The following is a 19,273-nucleotide window of genomic DNA, read 5'->3' on the forward strand; positions in this document are numbered from 1 at the left end:
ACTGTTTGCCTTGCCTGATGGCGCTGCGCTTATCAGGCCTACCGATTCAGCAGACCCGATAAGTCAATTTCACATTATTCCCAGAAATCACGGGCGGGATCGAGCACCGGGCGAATAATGCCCGCACGCACCGTAAAGTCACCGAAGCCTTCACCCGCTTCGCGCTCTTTCGCCCAGCGCCCAATCAGTTCATCCAGCGATGCCAGAATTTCCGGCTCGGTGATGTTCTCTTTAAACATCCGGGGAATACGGGTTCCGATACGGTTGCCCCCTAAATGGAGGTTGTAACGCCCAGGAGCTTTACCCACCAGACCAACTTCCGCCAGCATCGCACGACCACAACCGTTCGGGCAGCCGGTCACACGCATGACAATGTTTTCATCACTCAGGCAGTGCTTCGCCATCAGCGTGTCGATGTTGTCGATAAACGTTGGCAGGAAGCGCTCGGCTTCCGCCATCGCCAGCGGACAGGTTGGGAACGAGACGCAGGCCATCGAGTTTTCACGCTGCGGAGTGACCGCGTTCATTAAGCCACTCTTCTGCGCAATCTTCTCTATCTTCGCCTTTTCACTCTCAGGAACACCGGCAATGATCAGGTTCTGGTTCGCGGTAATGCGGAACTCACCTTTGTGGATCTTCGCGATCTCAAGCAGACCGGTTTTCAGCGGTCGGCCCGGATAATCGAGGATTCGTCCGTTTTCAATAAACAACGTCAGATGCCATTTATTGTCGATCCCTTTCACCCAGCCGATACGATCGCCACGACCGGTGAACTCGTACGGACGGATCGGCTCAAATTTGATCCCCGCCCGGCGCTCAACTTCAGCTTTAAAGGTCTCAAGGCCTACGCGTTCCAGCGTGTATTTGGTTTTCGCGTTTTTACGATCGGTACGGTTACCCCAGTCACGCTGCGTGGTCACCACAGCCTCCGCCACGGCCAGCGTATGCTCAAGCGGCAGATAACCAAACTCGCTTGCCGTACGGGCATAGGTTTTCTTGTTGCCGTGCTCAATCGATAAACCACCGCCCACCAGCAGGTTAAAGCCCACCAGCTTGCCGTTTTCCGCAATCGCCACGAAGTTCATGTCGTTGGCGTGCAGATCGATGTCATTCTGCGGTGGGATCACGACGGTGGTTTTAAACTTACGCGGCAGATAGGTTTGACCGAGGATCGGCTCTTCGTCGGTGGTCGCGACTTTTTCCTGATCGAGCCAGATCTCTGCATAGGCGCGGGTGCGCGGCAACAGGTGCTCGGAAATTTTCTTCGCCCATTCATAGGCTTCGGCATGCAGCTCAGATTCATACGGATTCGAGGTGCACAGCACGTTACGGTTCATGTCGTTGGCGGTCGCCAGCGCGTCCAGGCCGACGGAGTGCAGCATCTGGTGTACCGGCTTAACGTTCTTCTTCAGAATGCCGTGAAACTGGAAGGTCTGACGGTTGGTCAGACGAATGCTGCCGTAAATGGTGTTGTCATGGGCGAACTTGTCGATCGCCTGCCACTGTTTGGTGGTGATCACCCCACCCGGCAGACGACAGCGCAGCAGCATCGCGTGACGCGGCTCCAGCTTTTGCTCGGCACGTTCGGCGCGGATATCGCGGTCGTCCTGCTGGTACATACCGTGAAAACGGATCAGCAGGAAGTTGTCGCCTTTAAATCCGCCGGTCAGGCCGTCGTTTAAATCTTCGGCAATGGTACCGCGCAGATAGTTGCTTTCCAGCTTCATACGCTCAGCGTCGGACAGTTTGCCTTCGACCACCAATGGTCCTGGATGTTTTTCGCTCATTAGTAGACATCTCGCTGATAACGGCGCTCAATGCGCAGCTCACTTAAAAATTCATCCGCCGCTTCGATATCCATACCACCGAATTCGGCAATCACTTCCAACAACGCCTGCTCAACGTCTTTCGCCATGCGATTGGCGTCGCCGCAGACATAAATGTGCGCACCGTCGTTAATCCAGCGCCACAGTTCCGCGCCCTGTTGGCGCAGTTTATCTTGTACGTAGACTTTTTCTTTTTGATCGCGGGACCAGGCGAGATCGATACGGCTCAGTACGCCCTCTTTGACGTAACGCTGCCATTCCACCTGATACAGGAAATCTTCGGTAAAGTGTGGGTTACCAAAAAACAGCCAGTTTTTGCCTTCGGCTCCGTCAGCCGCACGTTGCTGCATGAATGCACGGAACGGCGCAATCCCCGTACCCGGTCCAATCATAATTACCGGCGTCTGTGGGTTCGCAGGCAGACGAAAGTTGTCGTTGTGTTCAATGAACACGCGAACTTCACCTTCTTCTTCCACGCGGTCGGCGAGGAAACTGGAAGCACCACCAGCACGGGCGCGACCTTCTATCTCATAACGCACCACGCCCACGGTGACGTGCACTTCGCTTTCCACTTCCGCCTGAGAAGAAGCAATGGAGTACAAACGCGGCGTCAGCGGACGCAGAAGATCAACTAACGCCTGAGCATCCAGTTGCGCCGGAGAGAAGCGCACCATATCGACGATGGGCGTGGTTGAGGCGTAATGCTGCAACTGTGCTTTGTCACCCACTAACGGCAGCAAAGTTTCGCTGCGGGTTAAGGTGGCATAGTTTTCTACGATATTGCCGGTGTTAACCGTCAGCTCGAAATGCCACTGCAACGCTTCAGCGAGCGACAGGGTTTTGCCTTCAACCGTGACCGGCTCATCACCTTTCAGCCACAGCAGTTCAACCAGCTCTTTAACCAGAGCCGGGTCATTCTGATACCAGACGCCCAGCGCATCGCCCGGCTGATAACGCAGTCCGGAATCGCCTAAATCAATTTCAATATGGCGCACATCTTTTTCAGAGTCGCGGCCGGTAATTTTCTGATTCACCGCAAGGGACGCCGTTAGCGGCGCTTCTTTGGTGTATGGGCTGGTGTGTACTTCATTTACTGCACCGCTGGCGGCAACTTGCACAGACGGTGCCGCAGGCGCACGCGCTTTCAGGACATCAACCAGACGAGCACGCCACTGCGCGGCGGCGGTCTGGTATTCGACGTCGGCGTCGACGCGGTCGAGCAGACGTTCACCGCCCAGCTCAGTCAGTTTCGCATCGAAGTCTTTTCCTGCCTGGCAGAAAAACTCATAAGAGGTATCGCCAAGACCAAATACGGCAAAAGCGGTGTTATCAAGCTTCGGCGCTTTTTTCGAGAACAGGAATTTATGCAACGCCACGGCTTCTTCCGCCGGTTCACCTTCCCCTTGCGTCGACGCCACCACGATCAGCAGTTTTTCATTGGCGATTTGTTTGAATTTATAGTCGCCAGCGTTGATGAGAGTGACGTTGAGCTTCGCGGCGATCAGATCATCGCGCAGGGCTTCCGCCACACGACGCGCATTACCAGTTTGCGAGGCGGAGATAAGCGTAATGCCAGGCATTTCAGCGACAGGCGCAGTCGCCACCACATTGCTGCCAGGCTGCTGATTCAGCACGCCCCAAAAATAGCCAGAAACCCACGCAAGCTGTGCGGGAGTGAAATCGGTCGTGGCCGCCTGAAGGCGTGCCAGTTGCTCCGGGTTTAGCGGTAGCAAAGCGGAAGGTGGGGCCTGTGTCGTCATGCGTTGTCATGTTCCAGTAAGCAAAGCGGATTTCAGCAATAAAACCCAAACTGAAGATAAGGTTAACGGCGGGGATAGTAACAATTAAAGAAGGGATGGAAATAACAAATAACCAAATGGACTAACCTGTTTTAGTTATAGTTATTAACAGCAAAACAGATTATATAAACATTTGATATATAAACAATTAATCAATATTGATTGTATGAATATGTAGCTTTGGTGCTGAGCATCCTTTTATACACAAAATAATTTAAGATGCATCGAGGCGGCAACTGAGCAAGTCCCCGGGAGCTTACATGAGTAAGTGACTGGGGCGAGCAAAGGCAGCCAACAAAGAAGCAGCTTAAAGAATGACGTGTATAAATAATGATAAAATATCCTCTTTACGGTACCCTACCGCGGTTTTTCGCATTCTTGAGAGTAAATAATGTCCACCACCTTGTTTAAAGATTTCACCTTCGAAGCCGCTCACCACCTGCCGCATGTACCGGAAGGGCATAAGTGTGGCCGTCTGCATGGTCACTCATTTATGGTGCGTCTTGAAATTACCGGTGAAGTCGATCCGCATACCGGTTGGATCATGGATTTTGCTGAGTTAAAAGCCGCGTTTAAGCCGACTTACGACAGACTCGATCACTACTATTTGAACGATATTCCTGGCTTAGAAAATCCAACCAGCGAAGTGCTGGCCAAATGGATTTGGGATCAGGTTAAACCTGTGGTCCCTCTGCTGAGTGCTGTAATGGTGAAAGAAACCTGCACAGCGGGCTGCGTTTATCGCGGCGAGTGATTGTAGGCTTGCCGGATGGCAACGCATCTTCTCCGGCCTGCATTGAGCAATAAACTATGGCCGGGTAAGCGAAACGCCCCCGGCAAAGTTATCAGGCAATATTCAGATACTTATGGGTCTGCATCGACAGACGCCAGTTACGCGCAATACAGGTATCAATGCACAAACGCGTCGCATCTTCTTTCTGGCTGATTGGCTGTAAGGCGATGATTCGCGGTTTGTCGTCACTCAACGTCGCCAGCAGTTCATCCAGTGCTTCAATATCGCGGACACGGCCAACCGGATGCTTGATTTCATTCGCGCGCTCCAGCGCCTGTGACAGCACATCATAGCCACCGCGCATATTCACCTTCGGCGATACGGTCACCCAGGTATTCGGCGTACAGCGTACTTCGTGCGTGCCGCTGGTCTCAATCTGGCAGCTAAAACCGTTCTTTTCCAGCAGGTCAGTCAGCGGCATCAGGTCATGAATGCAGGGCTCACCACCGGTGATCACCACGTGACGGGCGGTATAGCCCTGACGCGAAATGACCGCCAGCAGATCTTCGCTGCTCGCAGCACCCCATTTATCGCTTTCTTTGGTCTTGGCCAGGATGCTGTACAGGGAGACTTCCCGATCCTCAAGCTTATCCCAGGTGTGTTTGGTATCGCACCAGGCACAGCCAACCGGGCATCCCTGTAAACGAATAAAAATGGCGGGGACGCCGGTAAAGTAACCCTCACCTTGCAGGGTCTGGAACATCTCGTTAATCGGGTACTGCATAGCGCTCTCAATATGGGGATAAACGATAATTATCGCAGATCCCCGCCAAAGTATCATGCCCCATCGATGCTTTACGAGGCGATCGCTGCGACAAAGCGTGCCGTTATCTGCTGCGGACGGGTGATAGCCCCACCAACCACCACGGTATGGGCGCCTAATGCCAGGCATCGTGCAGCACGTTCCGGAGTATCGACGTTTCCTTCTGCCACAACCGGTACGCTAACTGCAGCCAACACATCACGTAAAAAACCGCAGTCGTTTTCCGCCAGCACATGCCCGGCAGTGTCAGCGGTATAACCGTAGAGCGTAGTGCCCACACAGTCAAAACCCAGGCGCTCAGCGGTCACCGCTTCGTCTACGGTGGCAATATCCGCCATCAGCAGTACGGACGGATAGCGAGCGCGGATCTGCGTGACCAGTTCTTCCAGCGTTTGCCCACCGGGGCGCGGGCGCGCTGTCGCATCCAGAGCAATAATTTCCGGCTCAACGGTCATCAGTTCATCGACTTCCTGTAAAGTGGCCGTGATAAACACATCGCTACCCGGATAATCACGCTTGATAATCCCAATCACCGGCAGGGAGACGCTCTCTTTGATCGCGCGAATGTCCACCACGCTGTTTGCACGAATACCTACCGCACCGCCCTGCGCTGCCGCCAGCGCCATACGTGACATAATAAACGGGCTGTGCAGGGGCTCATTTTCCAGCGCCTGGCAGGAGACGATTAATTTACCTTTCAGGGAATCCAGTACAGTTTTCATTACGATAAGATCTCTTCGACTTCGTTTTTAATGATGGTGACATGCGGGCCATAAATCACCTGAACCCCGTTGCCGCGAATAATTACGCCACGCGCTCCGGTCGCTTTCAGTGCCGCTTCATCAACCTTGCTGCTCTCTTTCACCGTCACGCGCAGGCGTGTGGCACAACAATCCACCTCTTCCAGATTCTCTTTGCCTCCCAGCCCAGTAATTACGGCCGCAGCACGCTCACTTTGCGGCAGGCCGGATTCAGTCGGCGCTGCGTTTTCACGACCTGGTGTCAACCAGTTAAAGCGGTTAATCAAATAGCGGAAGGTGAAGTAGTAAAGGAAGAACCACGGGATCCCCACCATGGGGACGTACATCCAGTTGGTTTTAGCTTCCCCCTGTAGCACGCCGAAAAGGAGGAAATCGATAAGCCCACCCGAAAAGGTTTGCCCGATGGTGATATGTAAAATATGCGCCATCATAAACGCCAGCCCATCGAAGAAGGCGTGAATGACGTATAACACGGGTGCGACAAACAGGAAGGAGAACTCGATAGGCTCAGTGATGCCTGTCAGGAAAGAGGTCAGGGCCGCTGACAACAGCAGACCAGCGACAAGTTTTCTGTTCTCAGGCTTGGCGGTGTGGTACATCGCCAGACATGCGCCAAGCAGGCCAAACATCATGGTGATGAAGCGCCCGGACATAAAGCGCGAGGTGCCCGCATAGAACTGCTGCGTATTCGGATCGGCAAGTTGCGCGAAGAAAATACGCTGCGTACCTTCAACTAACTGGCCGTTGACGATTTCACTACCGCCAAGCGCTGTCGTCCAGAACGGCAAATAAAAGATATGGTGTAAACCCAGTGGGCCAAGCATACGCAGGATGAAGCCGTACAACAGCGTCCCCAGATAGCCTGTCGCATCCACCAGAGCACCCAGTCCAAAAATGAGTTTCTGGAAATGCGGCCAAACCACCGTCATGACCGCACCCACGACAATCGCGGCAAGGGAGCTAATAATCGGTACAAAGCGCGAACCGCTGAAGAAACCAAGGAACTGAGGTAATGAGACTTTATTGAAACGGCTATGCAGCGCGCAGGTGACAAGCCCAATCACCACCCCACCGAACACACCCGTTTCCAGTGTCTGAATACCCAGCGTCATCCCCTGGCCTACGGCACCGGGATTCTCGTGTGCCAGCGTTCCGTTGAGCGTCAATAAAGCGTTGATGGTGGCGTTCATCACCAGAAATGCCAGCAATGCCGCAAGCCCGGCGGTGCCTTTATCCGTTTTCGCCAGTCCCACTGCGACACCTACCGCAAAGAGCACCGACAGGTTGGCAAACACAATAGAACCTGCGCTGGTCATGATCGTGAAGATTGCCTGTAACCAGTCAACGTCCAAAAACGGATAAGCAGTCAATGTGTTTGGATTCGACAGCGCGCCGCCAATCCCTAACAACAGCCCCGCAGCGGGCAGTACCGCAATCGGCAGCATGAACGATTTGCCGAACCGCTGTGCCTTTTCGAACCATGCGCCCGATGAAGCGCCGCTAAACATTTGCATCATTTTTTCATCTCCCCGATTAATGATGAAAATTTTTACCATATTTAATATATAAAATGAAAATTATCATCAAAATCCAGGAAGCCGATCATACTTTTTTAAAATGACTGGCATCTCTCCCCTGCTTTCCGCCACACTATCAACAGATAAACGCATTAAGGATTTTGCATGTCAGAAAATGAAAACCTGCTGCTGAGATTGCGCCAGGGCGTTGACGGATATAGCCGAACACAGCAGAAGCTGGGAGAGTTTGTGCTCAGCGATCCGGCAAAAGTTGTCTACCTGACGATTACCGAACTGGCGCGTGAAAGCGACACCAGCGAGGCGAGCGTCACACGTCTGTGCCGCGCACTTGGGTGTAAGGGTTATAACGAATTCAAAATGGCGCTGGCACTCGATCTCCAGCAAGGACAGCCGGTAGAGCACAGCGGGGATGAAATTGACAATGTGGTCAATGAATCCGTACAAGCACTGCAGGACACAGCAAAATTACTCGACAGGACATTACTGGAATCCGCCGCTTTGGCACTGCATCAGGCCCAGTCGGTACAGATTTATGGCGTAGCGGCCAGCGCTATTCTGGGTGAGTATTTACATTACAAACTCCTGCGCCTCGGCAAACCTGCACAATTGTTCAGTGACATGCATCGTGCAGCCATGAACGCCACAACGCTTAACAAAGACTCGCTGGTGGTAGCGATTTCCAGTTCAGGCTCGACGCGCGATCTACTGCATGTCGTTAAACTGGCGCGTAAGCAAGGCGTGCGCGTACTGGCGTTAAGTAATACGCCGCGCAGCCCGTTAGCTTCGCTGAGCGATATTCAACTGGTCGCAGCCAAACCAGAAGGTCCGTTGAGTGCTGGCGCGCTAAACGCCAAGGTGGGAGTGATGCTGTTGGTAGAACTACTGACTACGTCGCTGATTGCTCTGGATGAAAAGTACAGTGATGTGAGCCAGCAAACCGCCAGCGCAACCCTTCCTCTACTGCTTTAAGAGCATAAAAAAAACCCGCCGCAGCGGGTTTTTACGTTAAGAGTTAAAGAACAGGATTACGCCTGACCTTTGATCTCTTTACGACCGTTGTACGGTGCTTGTTCACCCAGAGCTTCTTCGATACGAATCAGCTGGTTGTACTTAGCAACGCGGTCAGAACGGCTCATAGAACCAGTTTTGATCTGGCCTGCAGCGGTACCAACAGCCAGGTCAGCGATGGTAGCGTCTTCAGTTTCGCCAGAACGGTGAGAGATGACAGCGGTGTAGCCAGCGTCTTTCGCCATTTTGATCGCAGCCAGAGTTTCGGTCAGAGAACCGATCTGGTTGAATTTGATCAGGATGGAGTTAACGATGCCTTTTTCGATGCCTTCTTTCAGGATCTTGGTGTTAGTTACGAACAGATCGTCACCAACCAGCTGGATTTTGTCGCCCAGTACTTTAGTCTGGTATGCGAAACCGTCCCAGTCAGACTCGTCCAGACCATCTTCGATGGATACGATCGGGTACTGTTTGGTCAGTTCTTCCAGGAAGTGAGTGAATTCTTCGGAGGTGAATGCTTTGTTGCCTTCGCCAGCCAGAACGTATTTACCGTCTTTGTAGAATTCAGAAGCTGCACAGTCCATCGCCAGGGTGATGTCTTTGCCCAGCTCGTAGCCAGCTGCTTTAACCGCTTCAGCGATTACAGCCAGAGCTTCAGCGTTGGAACCCAGGTTCGGCGCGTAGCCACCTTCGTCACCAACTGCAGTGTTCATACCTTTAGCTTTCAGAACTTTAGCCAGGTTGTGGAACACTTCAGAACCCATACGAACGGCTTCTTTCAGAGTCTTAGCGCCAACCGGCTGAATCATGAATTCCTGGATGTCGACGTTGTTGTCAGCGTGCTCACCACCGTTGATGATGTTCATCATCGGAACCGGCATGGAGTATTTACCCGGAGTACCGTTCAGTTCAGCGATGTGTGCATACAGCGGCAGGCCTTTTGCAGCAGCTGCCGCTTTGGCGTTAGCCAGGGACACAGCCAGGATGGCGTTTGCACCGAAGTTGGATTTGTTTTCAGTACCGTCCAGATCGATCATGATCTTGTCGATGCCAGCCTGATCTTTAGCATCTTTACCCAGCAGAGCCTGAGCAATTGGGCCGTTAACAGCTGCAACAGCTTTCAGTACGCCTTTACCCATGAAACGGGATTTGTCGCCATCGCGCAGTTCCAGTGCTTCGCGGGAACCAGTAGAAGCACCTGACGGAGCTGCTGCCATACCAACGAAACCACCTTCCAGGTGTACTTCGGCTTCAACAGTCGGGTTACCACGGGAGTCGATGATTTCACGACCGATGATTTTAACGATTTTGGACATTAGATTTTCCTCAGTACAAGTTAAACTAAAACTCCAGACAAACAATGCACCCTAATGGGTGCATTGCCGTTCTAACTTATTTACTTCTTACTTCGCCTGACGCTTCTGATGTTCACTGGCGGCTTTCACAAAGCCGGCAAACAGCGGGTGCCCATCACGTGGCGTGGAAGTAAATTCCGGGTGGAACTGACAGGCCACGAACCACGGATGATTCGGTACCTCAATGATCTCGACCAACTGATCATCACCGGAACGGCCTGCAATACGCAGACCCGCAGCTTCAATCTGTTTCAACAGCATATTGTTGACTTCGTAACGGTGGCGATGGCGTTCAACAATTGTCGGCGCGCCGTACAGCTGACGAACCAGGCTATCGTCGCTCAACTGACACTGCTGCGCGCCAAGGCGCATTGTGCCGCCCAGATCGCTCTTCTCGGTACGGACTTCGACGTTGCCGTCTTCATCGCGCCATTCGGTAATCAGGGCCACCACCGGGTACTTACAGTCTGGCACAAATTCCGTGGAGTTGGCGTTGTCCATGCCCACTACGTTACGTGCAAACTCAATCAACGCAACCTGCATACCCAGGCAAATGCCCAGATAAGGAATATTGTTCTCACGCGCAAAGCGCGCCGTCGCGATTTTACCTTCAACACCGCGGTAGCCGAAGCCGCCCGGGATCAGGATTGCATCAAGACCTTTCAGGATCTCAACGCCACGCGTTTCGACATCTTGCGAATCGATCAGCTTGATGTTGACGGTGACACGATTCTTCAGACCACCGTGCTTCAGCGCTTCGATAACTGACTTATAGGCATCCGGCAGTTCAATGTACTTGCCGACCATACCGATAGTCACTTCGCCTGCCGGATTCGCTTCTTCGTAGATAACCTGTTCCCATTCTGACAGATTAGCTTCCGGACAGTTCAAGCTGAATCGTTTACAAATATAATCGTCAAGGCCCTGAGATTTCAACAGGCCCGGGATTTTATAGATGGAATCGACATCTTTCAGAGAAATCACCGCTTTTTCCGGAACGTTACAGAACAATGCAATTTTTGCACGTTCATTAGCCGGAACTGCGCGATCGGAGCGGCAAATCAGGATATCTGGCTGAATACCGATAGAAAGCAGCTCTTTTACAGAGTGCTGAGTCGGTTTAGTTTTGACTTCACCTGCCGCCGCCATGTAAGGAACCAGCGTCAGATGCATAAACAGCGTGTGCTCACGGCCAATTTCTACGGCCATCTGGCGAATCGCTTCAAGGAACGGCAGAGATTCGATATCCCCAACGGTTCCGCCGATTTCGACCAGAACAACATCATGACCTTCACCGCCTTCCAGAACGCGCTCTTTAATGGCATTCGTGATGTGCGGGATAACCTGAACTGTTGCGCCCAGGTAGTCGCCACGGCGCTCTTTACGCAGAACGTCGGAGTAGATACGACCCGTAGTGAAGTTGTTGCGGCGGCTCATTTTGGTACGAATGAAACGCTCATAGTGACCCAGGTCCAGGTCGGTTTCAGCGCCGTCTTCGGTAACGAACACTTCCCCGTGTTGGATTGGGCTCATAGTACCTGGATCGACGTTGATGTACGGATCCAGTTTCATCATGGTTACATTGAGGCCACGGGCTTCAAGAATGGCTGCCAGGGAGGCTGCGGCAATGCCTTTTCCCAGAGAGGATACGACCCCGCCGGTCACAAAAATATAGTTCGTTGTCATGCTGGACCTGAGAAGTTAGGGTGAAACGATGGAATTACCAAGACGGGAAAGTAGTATACCCGAACATGACGAGCGCCACAAACTTTCATTATCCCCTCTCCTTCGTTCTTCAAGCCGCACCGGTGTTGGCTTCCTTCACTCACCCCAGTCACATAGCATTTCTATGTTCCTGGGGATTCTTTCAGTCGCCGCCTTGTTGCGACTCGAATAACTCGAAGAGGCAGTATACAAGGTGTTTCATCAACATAACGGGAAGAGAAAATAGCCTCTTTTGGGTAAATGTTTTTGACGTAAATCAAGCGCTTGTTATTTAAAAAATCACACAAATCGCCCTTGACCGACGAAATCCCTTAGAGATCAATTTCCTGCCGTTTTACCTGTTGCCAGACTTCTTCCATAGTTTCCAGATCAACACCAGTCATTTCCAGACCGCGCGAAGCCACAATTCGCTCAACTTCACGAAAACGCCGCTCAAACTTCTCGTTCGCTTTCTGCAATGCGGTCTCTGCTTTAGTGCCTAAATGCCGGGCCATATTAACCGTAGCAAACAGCAGATCGCCCATTTCCTCCTCCAGTTTAGCCTGGTCGACAACAGCCTGCTTAGCCTCAAACATGACTTCGTCGATCTCTTCGTAAACCTTGTCGACAACCGGTCCTAACGTTTTCCAGTCGAAGCCAACATTTGAGCAGCGTTTCTGGATTTTTTGGGCGCGCATTAATGCCGGTAAACTGCGGGGAATATCGTCGAGTGCGGAATGCTGTGCCTTCTGGGCGCGTTCTTCACTTTTGATTTTTTCCCAACGGGTCAAAACCTCAGTACTGTTACTGGCAGAAACATCAGCAAAAACATGTGGATGACGGCGTTCAAGTTTATCGCTTATCGCAGCACAAATATCATCAAAGTTGAAGCGTCCTTCTTCCTGCGCCATCTGGGCGTAAAACACAACCTGGAACAGCAGGTCGCCCAGCTCTCCGCGCAGGTCGTCAAAGTCTTCACGCGCAATCGCGTCCAGCACTTCATAGGTTTCTTCGAGGGTGTAAGGGGCAATAGTGGAGAATGTCTGCTCTTTGTCCCACGGACAGCCGTTCTCCGGGTCGCGCAGGCGCTGCATAATACCGAGCAGTCGGTCGATTTGATTCATTGGAATGTCCTGAAATTTCAATACAGTAGACCGAATAAGGCGACAACCGACATCCGGCAACATAGCAATGCCTGATGGCAACGCTAACGCGTCTTATCAGGCCTACAAGGTTATCCGGCCTACAAAATAATTAATTACCGTGCAAGCGACGTGCGTCGATCACATCCGGTACCTGGTTCAGCTTGCCGAGCACGCGCCCGAGCACCTGCAGGTTATAAATTTCGATGGTCATATCGATGGTGGCCAGCTGTTGTTTGGTATCACTTCGGCTGGCAACGCCCAGCACGTTCACCTTCTCGTTGGCGAGAATCGTAGTGATATCACGTAACAAGCCGCTGCGATCGTTGGCCTGGACGCGAACCACCAGCGAATACCCTGCCGAGTAGCTTTCGCCCCAGACTGCATCAACAATACGTTCCGGCGCATGGGAGCGCAGCTCAGCCAGCTGTTCACAATCCGCCCGGTGCACGGAAATACCGCGTCCCTGGGTAATAAACCCGACAATCTCATCGCCAGGAATCGGCTGGCAGCAGCGGGCGATGTGGTGCATCAGGTTACCTACCCCTTCCACCACCACACGACCGTCGTCTTTACGACGGCTCTGCGGTGCTTGCGTTTTCTGCTGAAGCTGTTTCAGCGCGGCGGCATCCTGTTCGGCAGCGCTTGGCTTATTAAACTGCGCCTGCAGGAAGTTCACCATTTGGTTGAGGCGGATGTCTCCTCCGCCAATCGCCGCCAGCAACTCGTCCAGCTCATTGAAGCTGTAGCGCGGTAGCAGGTGTTTTTCCGCCTCTTTCAGGCTGATACCTAAATGCGCCAGCTCATCGTCGAGGATCTGGCGACCAGCAAGGATGTTTTTGTCGCGGTCCTGTTTACGGAACCAGGCGTGGATCTTCGAACGCCCACGACTGGTGGTTACGTAGCCAAGGTTAGGATTCAGCCAGTCGCGGCTTGGGTTTGGCTGTTTCTGGGTGATAATTTCAATTTGATCGCCCATCTGCAGCTGGTAAGTAAACGGTACGATGCGCCCACCAATTTTCGCGCCAATGCAACGATGCCCCACATCGCTATGAATGTGGTAAGCAAAATCGAGCGGCGTGGAGCCCGCAGGTAAGTCTACAACGTCCCCTTTTGGCGTAAAGACGTACACGCGGTCATCAAAGACCTGGCTACGGACTTCATCCAGCATTTCACCGGAATCCGCCATCTCTTCCTGCCAGGCAATCAGCTTACGCAGCCACGCAATGCGATCTTCATGACCAGAACGCGCCGCGCCTGAAGCGGTGCCCTCCTTGTACTTCCAGTGCGCCGCGACGCCCAGTTCGGCATCTTCGTGCATCTGTTTGGTACGGATCTGAATTTCGATGGTTTTCCCGCCCGGCCCCAGTACAACCGTATGGATTGACTGGTAGCCATTGGGTTTCGGATTAGCAACGTAATCATCGAACTCATCCGGCAGATGGCGATAGTGAGTATGTACTATCCCGAGTGCGGCATAGCAGTCCTGTAAACGCTCTGCCACGATACGCACTGCGCGTACATCGAACAGTTCATCGAAGGCCAACTGCTTTTTCTGCATTTTGCGCCAGATGCTGTAGATATGCTTCGGACGTCCATACACTTCGGCTTTGACGCCTTCCGTTTTCATCTCTGAGCGCAAATGACCGACGAACTCATCAATGTAATGTTCCCTGTCGATACGACGTTCATGCAGCAGCTTGGCTATGCGTTTGTATTCAGCCGGGTGCAGATAACGGAAGCAATAATCTTCCAGCTCCCATTTTAATTGCCCGATTCCCAAACGGTTGGCCAGCGGTGCATAGATATTGGTGCACTCTTTTGCCGCCAGAACGCGTTCATCTTCCGGCGCGTCTTTCACTTCACGCAGATGGGCAATCCGCTCTGCCAGCTTGATGACCACACAGCGGAAGTCATCTACCATTGCCAGCAGCATACGGCGGACGTTATCGACCTGCTCGGAAGAAACTGAATCGGTATGCGTGGCTTTAAGCTGGCGTATTGCCGCCATATCACGCACACCGTGGATAAGATGAACAATGGATTTGCCCACGCTCTCGCGCAGGATGTCTTCACTGACCACGTTGGCATCAGCCAGAGGGAACAGCATTGCTGCACGCAGCGTGTCGATATCCATGCTCAACATGGAGAGAATTTCTACCATCTCCACGCCACGCCACAGCAGCAGATCCGCATCCGGATGCCCCTGTGTCTGCTGGAGGCAGTACGCCCAGGTTTCGGCTAAGCGTTCACACGACTGCTGGCTGGAGATCCCCAGACTCGCGATCCATTTCTTTGGATCAAACTCACCAGCTTTATTTATATGTGCACTTCTTACCGCAACCATTGTCCTCTCCTTAAGGGGCCAGGCCTGTCGAAGTCGACAAGCCCTACCCATTGTCTTTCATGCTGCATTACAACCCGAAATCCAATGGGTACAAAATTCATTACAAACGCTCAAACAGGACCATTGATTCCAGGTGTCCAGTGTGCGGAAACATATCGAGCATCGCCAGTCGCCGTATGGCGTATCCAGCGTTGAGCAAAGCATCGCTGTCACGAGCCAGCGTTGCTGGGTTACAGGATACATAAACAACGCGTATAGGTTCTAATTTTATAATATGTTGCATCACACCTGCAGCCCCCGCACGCGCAGGATCAAGCAATACTTTGTCAAATCCGTTTTTCGCCCACGGCTGTCGGGTAACATCTTCCTCAAGGTTTTCATGAAAGAATGTCACATTGTGTAATCCGTTATTCAGCGCGTTTTCTCGGCCTTTTTCCACCAACGCCGGAACACCTTCCACGCCAACCACGCTTGCTGCCCGAGTTGCCAGCGGTAGGGTAAAATTTCCCATTCCACAGAACAGATCGAGTACACGATCTTCAGGTTGCACATCCAGCCATTCCAGCGCACGGGCGACCATTTGTTGGTTTACCCCTTCATTGACCTGAATAAAATCGCGCGGGCTGAAGGTTAACCGTAGTCCATTTGAATCATACCAGGGCGATTCTTCTGATATTGATTCCAGTATCTCGCTTTGCGGGGCCAGAAACAAAGACAGCCCCTGAGAATGCGAAAAGCATTCCAGTTTTTCTTTATCCGCAGCACTCAATGGCGCCGTGTGGCGCAAAATCATCAGGGTTCCGCTTCCCGCCTGTACCAGCTCAACATGGCCTAGATGGCGTAACCCTTGCAGACTTTCCAGACACGCTCTGAGATGGGGCAATAACGCCTCAAGCTGGGGCACCAAAATAGGGCATTGTTTGACATCGATAATGTCGCTGGAACCGGATTTGCGAAACCCCATCTGCAATTTTTGTTCTTTTGGCCGATAGTTCAGACTCAAACGTGCGCGACGACGATAGCCCCACGGGGCATCAGCTATAACATCCGACACCTCACATTTCATTAAACGCGACAACGCCGCGCTTTTGCTACGCTGCTGCAATGAGATGCTGGCATGCTGCTGCTGGCAACCGCCGCACACGCCAAAATGCGGGCAACGTGGCACTTCACGCTGTGGGCTGTCGTTTAAACGTCGTTTTACTTGCGCGCGGGCAAACTGTTTTTTATCTTCGGTAATCACCACCTCGGCGCTTTCCTGGGGTAGCAATTCCGGTATAAACAACGCCTTTCCGTTATGGCGAGCGACGCCCTGACCGAAAGGATCAAGGTCATTGACGGTAACGGTTATGATCTGACGCGTCGTCACGCGTCGTTTTGCAGAGTAGAATTGCGCCATCGACGAGATATTTCTCTATTTAACAGTGTGACCCTAATTGTCCCATAACGGAACTCCATGACCAACTACAGCCTGCGCGCACGCATGATGATTCTGATCCTGGCCCCGACCGTCCTGATAGGTTTGTTGCTCAGTATCTTTTTTGTTGTGCATCGCTATAACGACTTGCAGCGTCAACTGGAAGATGCTGGTGCCAGCATCATTGAACCACTCGCGGTCTCCAGCGAATATGGCATGAACCTGCAAAACAGGGAATCCATCGGCCAGCTTATCAGCGTGCTGCATCGTCGCCATTCCGATATCGTGCGGGCAATTTCTGTTTATGACGAAAATAACCGACTGTTCGTCACCTCTAATTTTCATCTCGATCCGTCTGAAATGCAGTTGGCGACAGGTTCACCGTTTCCCCGGAAGCTGAGCGTCACCCGGCACGGGGATATCATGATCCTGCGAACCCCTATTATATCGGAAAGCTATTCACCGGATGAATCCGCCGTAAGCGACGCCAAAAACACCAAAAATATGCTGGGGTATGTGGCGCTTGAGCTGGACCTTAAGTCCGTTCGATTGCAGCAGTACAAAGAGATCTTTATCTCCAGCGTAATGATGCTGTTTTGTATTGGTATTGCGTTAATTTTCGGCTGGCGTCTGATGCGCGACGTGACCGGCCCGATTCGCAATATGGTGAATACCGTTGACCGAATACGTAGAGGACAACTCGACAGCCGCGTGGAAGGTTTCATGCTGGGCGAGCTGGATATGCTCAAAAATGGCATCAACTCGATGGCTATGTCTCTCGCTGCTTACCATGAAGAGATGCAGCACAACATCGATCAGGCCACCTCTGACCTGCGCGAAACGCTGGAGCAGATGGAAATCCAGAACGTCGAGCTGGATCTGGCGAAGAAACGCGCCCAGGAAGCGGCACGTATTAAGTCTGAGTTTCTGGCAAACATGTCCCACGAGCTGCGAACACCGCTGAATGGCGTGATTGGCTTCACCCGTCTGACGCTAAAAACCGAGCTCAACACCACACAGCGCGATCACCTGAATACCATTGAACGCTCGGCTAACAATCTGCTGGCCATCATCAATGATGTACTCGACTTCTCCAAACTTGAGGCGGGCAAGCTGATTCTGGAAAGCATTCCGTTCCCGCTGCGCAGCACGCTGGATGACGTCGTTACGCTGTTAGCGCATTCATCCCATGATAAAGGGCTTGAGCTGACGCTGAATATTAAGAATGACGTACCGGACAACGTCATCGGTGACCCGTTGCGTTTACAGCAGGTGATCACCAATCTGGTCGGCAATGCCATCAAATTTACCGAGGGCGGTAATATCGATATTCTGGTCGAGAAACGCGCCCTCAGTAACACGAAAGTGCAAATTGAAGTACAAATCCGCGATACCGGGATCGGTATTCCTGAGCGCGATCAATCCCGTCTGTTCCAGGCTTTCCGTCAGGCGGATGCCAGTATTTCCCGGCGTCATGGCGGAACCGGGCTAGGTCTGGTCATTACGCAAAAACTGGTCAACGAAATGGGTGGAGATATCTCCTTCCACAGCCAACCTAATCGGGGTTCCACGTTCTGGTTCCATATCAGCCTCGATCTCAACCCTAACGTGCTTATTGATCGTTCGACAACCCGATGCCTTGCCGGTAAACGACTGGCCTACGTCGAACCTAACGCCACCGCCGCACAATGCACGTTAGATATCTTGAGTGAAACACCGCTGGAGGTGATTTACAGCCCCTCGTTCTCCGGGTTGCCAGCGGAGCACTACGACATTTTGCTGCTCGGCATTCCGGTCACTTTGCGCGAACCACTCACCATGCAGCATGAGCGGCTGGCAAGCGCAGCAGCGATGACCGACTTCTTGTTGCTAGCCTTGCCTTGTCATGCACAAATTAACGCTGAGAAATTGAAACAGGGCGGCGCGGCGGCGTGTCTGTTGAAACCTCTCACCTCAACCCGCTTACTGCCTGCGCTGACAGAGTATTGTCAGCTAAACCACAGCGCGGATCCGCTGCTGTTGGATGAAAGCAAAATTGCGATGACCGTCATGGCGGTAGACGACAACCCGGCGAACCTCAAGCTGATTGGCGCATTGCTGGAAGATAAGGTACAGCACGTCGTGCTGTGTGACAGCGGGCATCAGGCGGTGGATCGCGCCAGACAAATGCCGTTTGACCTGATCCTGATGGATATTCAGATGCCAGACATGGACGGTATTCGTGCCTGCGAACTGATCCACCAGCTTCCTCATCAACAGCAGACACCGGTCATTGCGGTCACCGCACACGCCATGGCCGGGCAGAAAGAGAAGCTGCTCAGCGCCGGGATGAACGATTACCTGGCGAAGCCTATCGAGGAAGATAAGCTGCATAATCTGCTGTTACGTTACAAACCGGGCGCAAGCACATCGCTGCGGGTACTCACCGCAGAACCTCTTGAGCCGGTCGTCAATCCGAACACGACGCTCGACTGGCAACTGGCATTAAGGCAAGCCGCGGGTAAGAACGATTTGGCGCGGGATATGCTGCAAATGCTGATCGATTTTCTGCCTGAGGTGCGTAACAAAATCGAAGAGCAACTGGTCGGAGAGAACCCCGAAGGGCTAGTGGATATGATTCACAAGCTGCACGGCAGTTGCGGTTATAGTGGTGTCCCCCGCATGAAAAACCTGTGTCAGCTCATTGAACAACAGCTACGCAGTGGAACCAAAGAAGAAGAGCTGGAGCCTGAGTTTTTAGAGCTTCTGGATGAAATGGACAACGTTGCACGCGAAGCGAAACGGATATTGGGGTAATATTCGCCGGATGCGGCGTAAACG

Annotated in this window: 13 protein-coding genes; 3 read left to right on the forward strand and 10 right to left on the reverse strand. The window is 52.5% G+C overall.

Annotated elements, in window-relative coordinates; translation table 11 throughout:
* Positions 1–74: 74 nt before the first annotated feature.
* Positions 75–1,787, reverse strand: a complete 1,713-nt coding sequence (gene cysI / locus OGX86_RS19840; protein WP_286640505.1) for an assimilatory sulfite reductase (NADPH) hemoprotein subunit — start codon at positions 1,785–1,787, stop codon at positions 75–77.
* Positions 1,787–3,586 carry an NADPH-dependent assimilatory sulfite reductase flavoprotein subunit gene (cysJ, locus tag OGX86_RS19845; protein ID WP_286640507.1) on the reverse strand — a complete coding sequence of 600 codons (1,800 nt, stop codon included), beginning with the start codon at positions 3,584–3,586 and terminating at the stop codon, positions 1,787–1,789. The genes cysI and cysJ overlap by 1 nt, the downstream gene beginning before the upstream one ends.
* A gap of 430 nt (positions 3,587–4,016) precedes the next feature.
* Here cysJ and queD point away from each other — a divergent pair, with 430 nt between their 5' ends.
* A complete protein-coding gene (queD, locus tag OGX86_RS19850) occupies positions 4,017–4,379 on the forward strand; it encodes a 6-carboxytetrahydropterin synthase QueD (protein ID WP_003825707.1) in 363 nt (120 codons plus the stop codon).
* A gap of 91 nt (positions 4,380–4,470) precedes the next feature.
* On the opposite strand, the gene queE is transcribed toward queD, so the two are convergent.
* From queE to OGX86_RS19865, 3 genes are all read right to left on the reverse strand, one after another.
* Positions 4,471–5,142, reverse strand: coding sequence for a 7-carboxy-7-deazaguanine synthase QueE (gene queE / locus OGX86_RS19855; RefSeq protein ID WP_003034139.1), 672 nt, complete (start codon positions 5,140–5,142; stop codon positions 4,471–4,473).
* Positions 5,143–5,213: 71 nt separating this feature from the next.
* Positions 5,214–5,903: an N-acetylmannosamine-6-phosphate 2-epimerase gene (locus OGX86_RS19860; RefSeq protein WP_032944829.1), complete on the reverse strand. Its 690-nt coding sequence runs from the start codon at positions 5,901–5,903 to the stop codon at positions 5,214–5,216.
* Positions 5,903–7,459, reverse strand: coding sequence for a maltose/glucose-specific PTS transporter subunit IIC (locus OGX86_RS19865; RefSeq protein ID WP_286640509.1), 1,557 nt, complete (start codon positions 7,457–7,459; stop codon positions 5,903–5,905). The genes OGX86_RS19860 and OGX86_RS19865 overlap by 1 nt, the downstream gene beginning before the upstream one ends.
* A 165-nt stretch (positions 7,460–7,624) precedes the next feature.
* On the opposite strand from OGX86_RS19865, the gene OGX86_RS19870 reads away from it, so the two are divergent.
* Positions 7,625–8,449, forward strand: coding sequence for a MurR/RpiR family transcriptional regulator (locus tag OGX86_RS19870; RefSeq protein WP_048225330.1), 825 nt, complete (start codon positions 7,625–7,627; stop codon positions 8,447–8,449).
* A 56-nt stretch (positions 8,450–8,505) separates the two neighbouring features.
* Here OGX86_RS19870 and eno read toward each other — a convergent pair whose 3' ends face one another.
* The 5 genes from eno to rlmD form a co-directional block, all read right to left on the reverse strand.
* Entirely contained in the window at positions 8,506–9,804 is a 1,299-nt protein-coding gene (eno, locus tag OGX86_RS19875; protein WP_003034129.1) for a phosphopyruvate hydratase, read from the reverse strand.
* Positions 9,805–9,891: 87 nt separating this feature from the next.
* Positions 9,892–11,529 carry a glutamine hydrolyzing CTP synthase gene (gene pyrG / locus OGX86_RS19880; RefSeq protein WP_003034127.1) on the reverse strand — a complete coding sequence of 546 codons (1,638 nt, stop codon included), beginning with the start codon at positions 11,527–11,529 and terminating at the stop codon, positions 9,892–9,894.
* A 350-nt stretch (positions 11,530–11,879) separates the two neighbouring features.
* Positions 11,880–12,671: a nucleoside triphosphate pyrophosphohydrolase gene (gene mazG, locus OGX86_RS19885; RefSeq protein ID WP_003825693.1), complete on the reverse strand. Its 792-nt coding sequence runs from the start codon at positions 12,669–12,671 to the stop codon at positions 11,880–11,882.
* 130 nt (positions 12,672–12,801) lie between these two features.
* Positions 12,802–15,036: a GTP diphosphokinase gene (gene relA / locus OGX86_RS19890; RefSeq protein ID WP_003825690.1), complete on the reverse strand. Its 2,235-nt coding sequence runs from the start codon at positions 15,034–15,036 to the stop codon at positions 12,802–12,804.
* A gap of 100 nt (positions 15,037–15,136) precedes the next feature.
* Positions 15,137–16,435 (reverse strand): 23S rRNA (uracil(1939)-C(5))-methyltransferase RlmD, encoded by a 1,299-nt coding sequence (gene rlmD / locus OGX86_RS19895; protein ID WP_008785684.1) that lies wholly within the window; start codon positions 16,433–16,435, stop codon positions 15,137–15,139.
* A 57-nt stretch (positions 16,436–16,492) separates the two neighbouring features.
* On the opposite strand from rlmD, the gene barA reads away from it, so the two are divergent.
* The gene (barA, locus tag OGX86_RS19900; protein WP_048225336.1) at positions 16,493–19,249 is read left to right on the forward strand and encodes a two-component sensor histidine kinase BarA; all 2,757 of its coding nucleotides are present in this window, start codon (positions 16,493–16,495) and stop codon (positions 19,247–19,249) included.
* The last annotated feature ends 24 nt before the right edge of the window (positions 19,250–19,273 follow it).

The sequence above is a fragment of the Citrobacter sp. Cpo040 genome (assembly GCF_030332915.1).
Classification (GTDB): Bacteria; Pseudomonadota; Gammaproteobacteria; order Enterobacterales; family Enterobacteriaceae; genus Citrobacter; species Citrobacter portucalensis.

Excerpts from the sequence above, each read along its gene's own strand:
- barA (WP_048225336.1), top strand. The coding sequence starts at position 16,493 with ATGACCAACTACAGCCTGCGCGCACGCATGATGATTCTGATCCTGGCC.
- queD (WP_003825707.1), top strand. The coding sequence starts at position 4,017 with ATGTCCACCACCTTGTTTAAAGATTTCACCTTCGAAGCCGCTCACCAC.
- OGX86_RS19865 (WP_286640509.1), bottom strand. The coding sequence starts at position 7,459 with ATGATGCAAATGTTTAGCGGCGCTTCATCGGGCGCATGGTTCGAAAAG.
- queE (WP_003034139.1), bottom strand. The coding sequence starts at position 5,142 with ATGCAGTACCCGATTAACGAGATGTTCCAGACCCTGCAAGGTGAGGGT.
- eno (WP_003034129.1), bottom strand. The coding sequence starts at position 9,804 with ATGTCCAAAATCGTTAAAATCATCGGTCGTGAAATCATCGACTCCCGT.
- OGX86_RS19870 (WP_048225330.1), top strand. The coding sequence starts at position 7,625 with ATGTCAGAAAATGAAAACCTGCTGCTGAGATTGCGCCAGGGCGTTGAC.
- cysJ (WP_286640507.1), bottom strand. The coding sequence starts at position 3,586 with ATGACGACACAGGCCCCACCTTCCGCTTTGCTACCGCTAAACCCGGAG.
- relA (WP_003825690.1), bottom strand. The coding sequence starts at position 15,036 with ATGGTTGCGGTAAGAAGTGCACATATAAATAAAGCTGGTGAGTTTGAT.
- OGX86_RS19860 (WP_032944829.1), bottom strand. The coding sequence starts at position 5,903 with ATGAAAACTGTACTGGATTCCCTGAAAGGTAAATTAATCGTCTCCTGC.
- rlmD (WP_008785684.1), bottom strand. The coding sequence starts at position 16,435 with ATGGCGCAATTCTACTCTGCAAAACGACGCGTGACGACGCGTCAGATC.
- pyrG (WP_003034127.1), bottom strand. The coding sequence starts at position 11,529 with ATGACAACGAACTATATTTTTGTGACCGGCGGGGTCGTATCCTCTCTG.
- cysI (WP_286640505.1), bottom strand. The coding sequence starts at position 1,787 with ATGAGCGAAAAACATCCAGGACCATTGGTGGTCGAAGGCAAACTGTCC.
- mazG (WP_003825693.1), bottom strand. The coding sequence starts at position 12,671 with ATGAATCAAATCGACCGACTGCTCGGTATTATGCAGCGCCTGCGCGAC.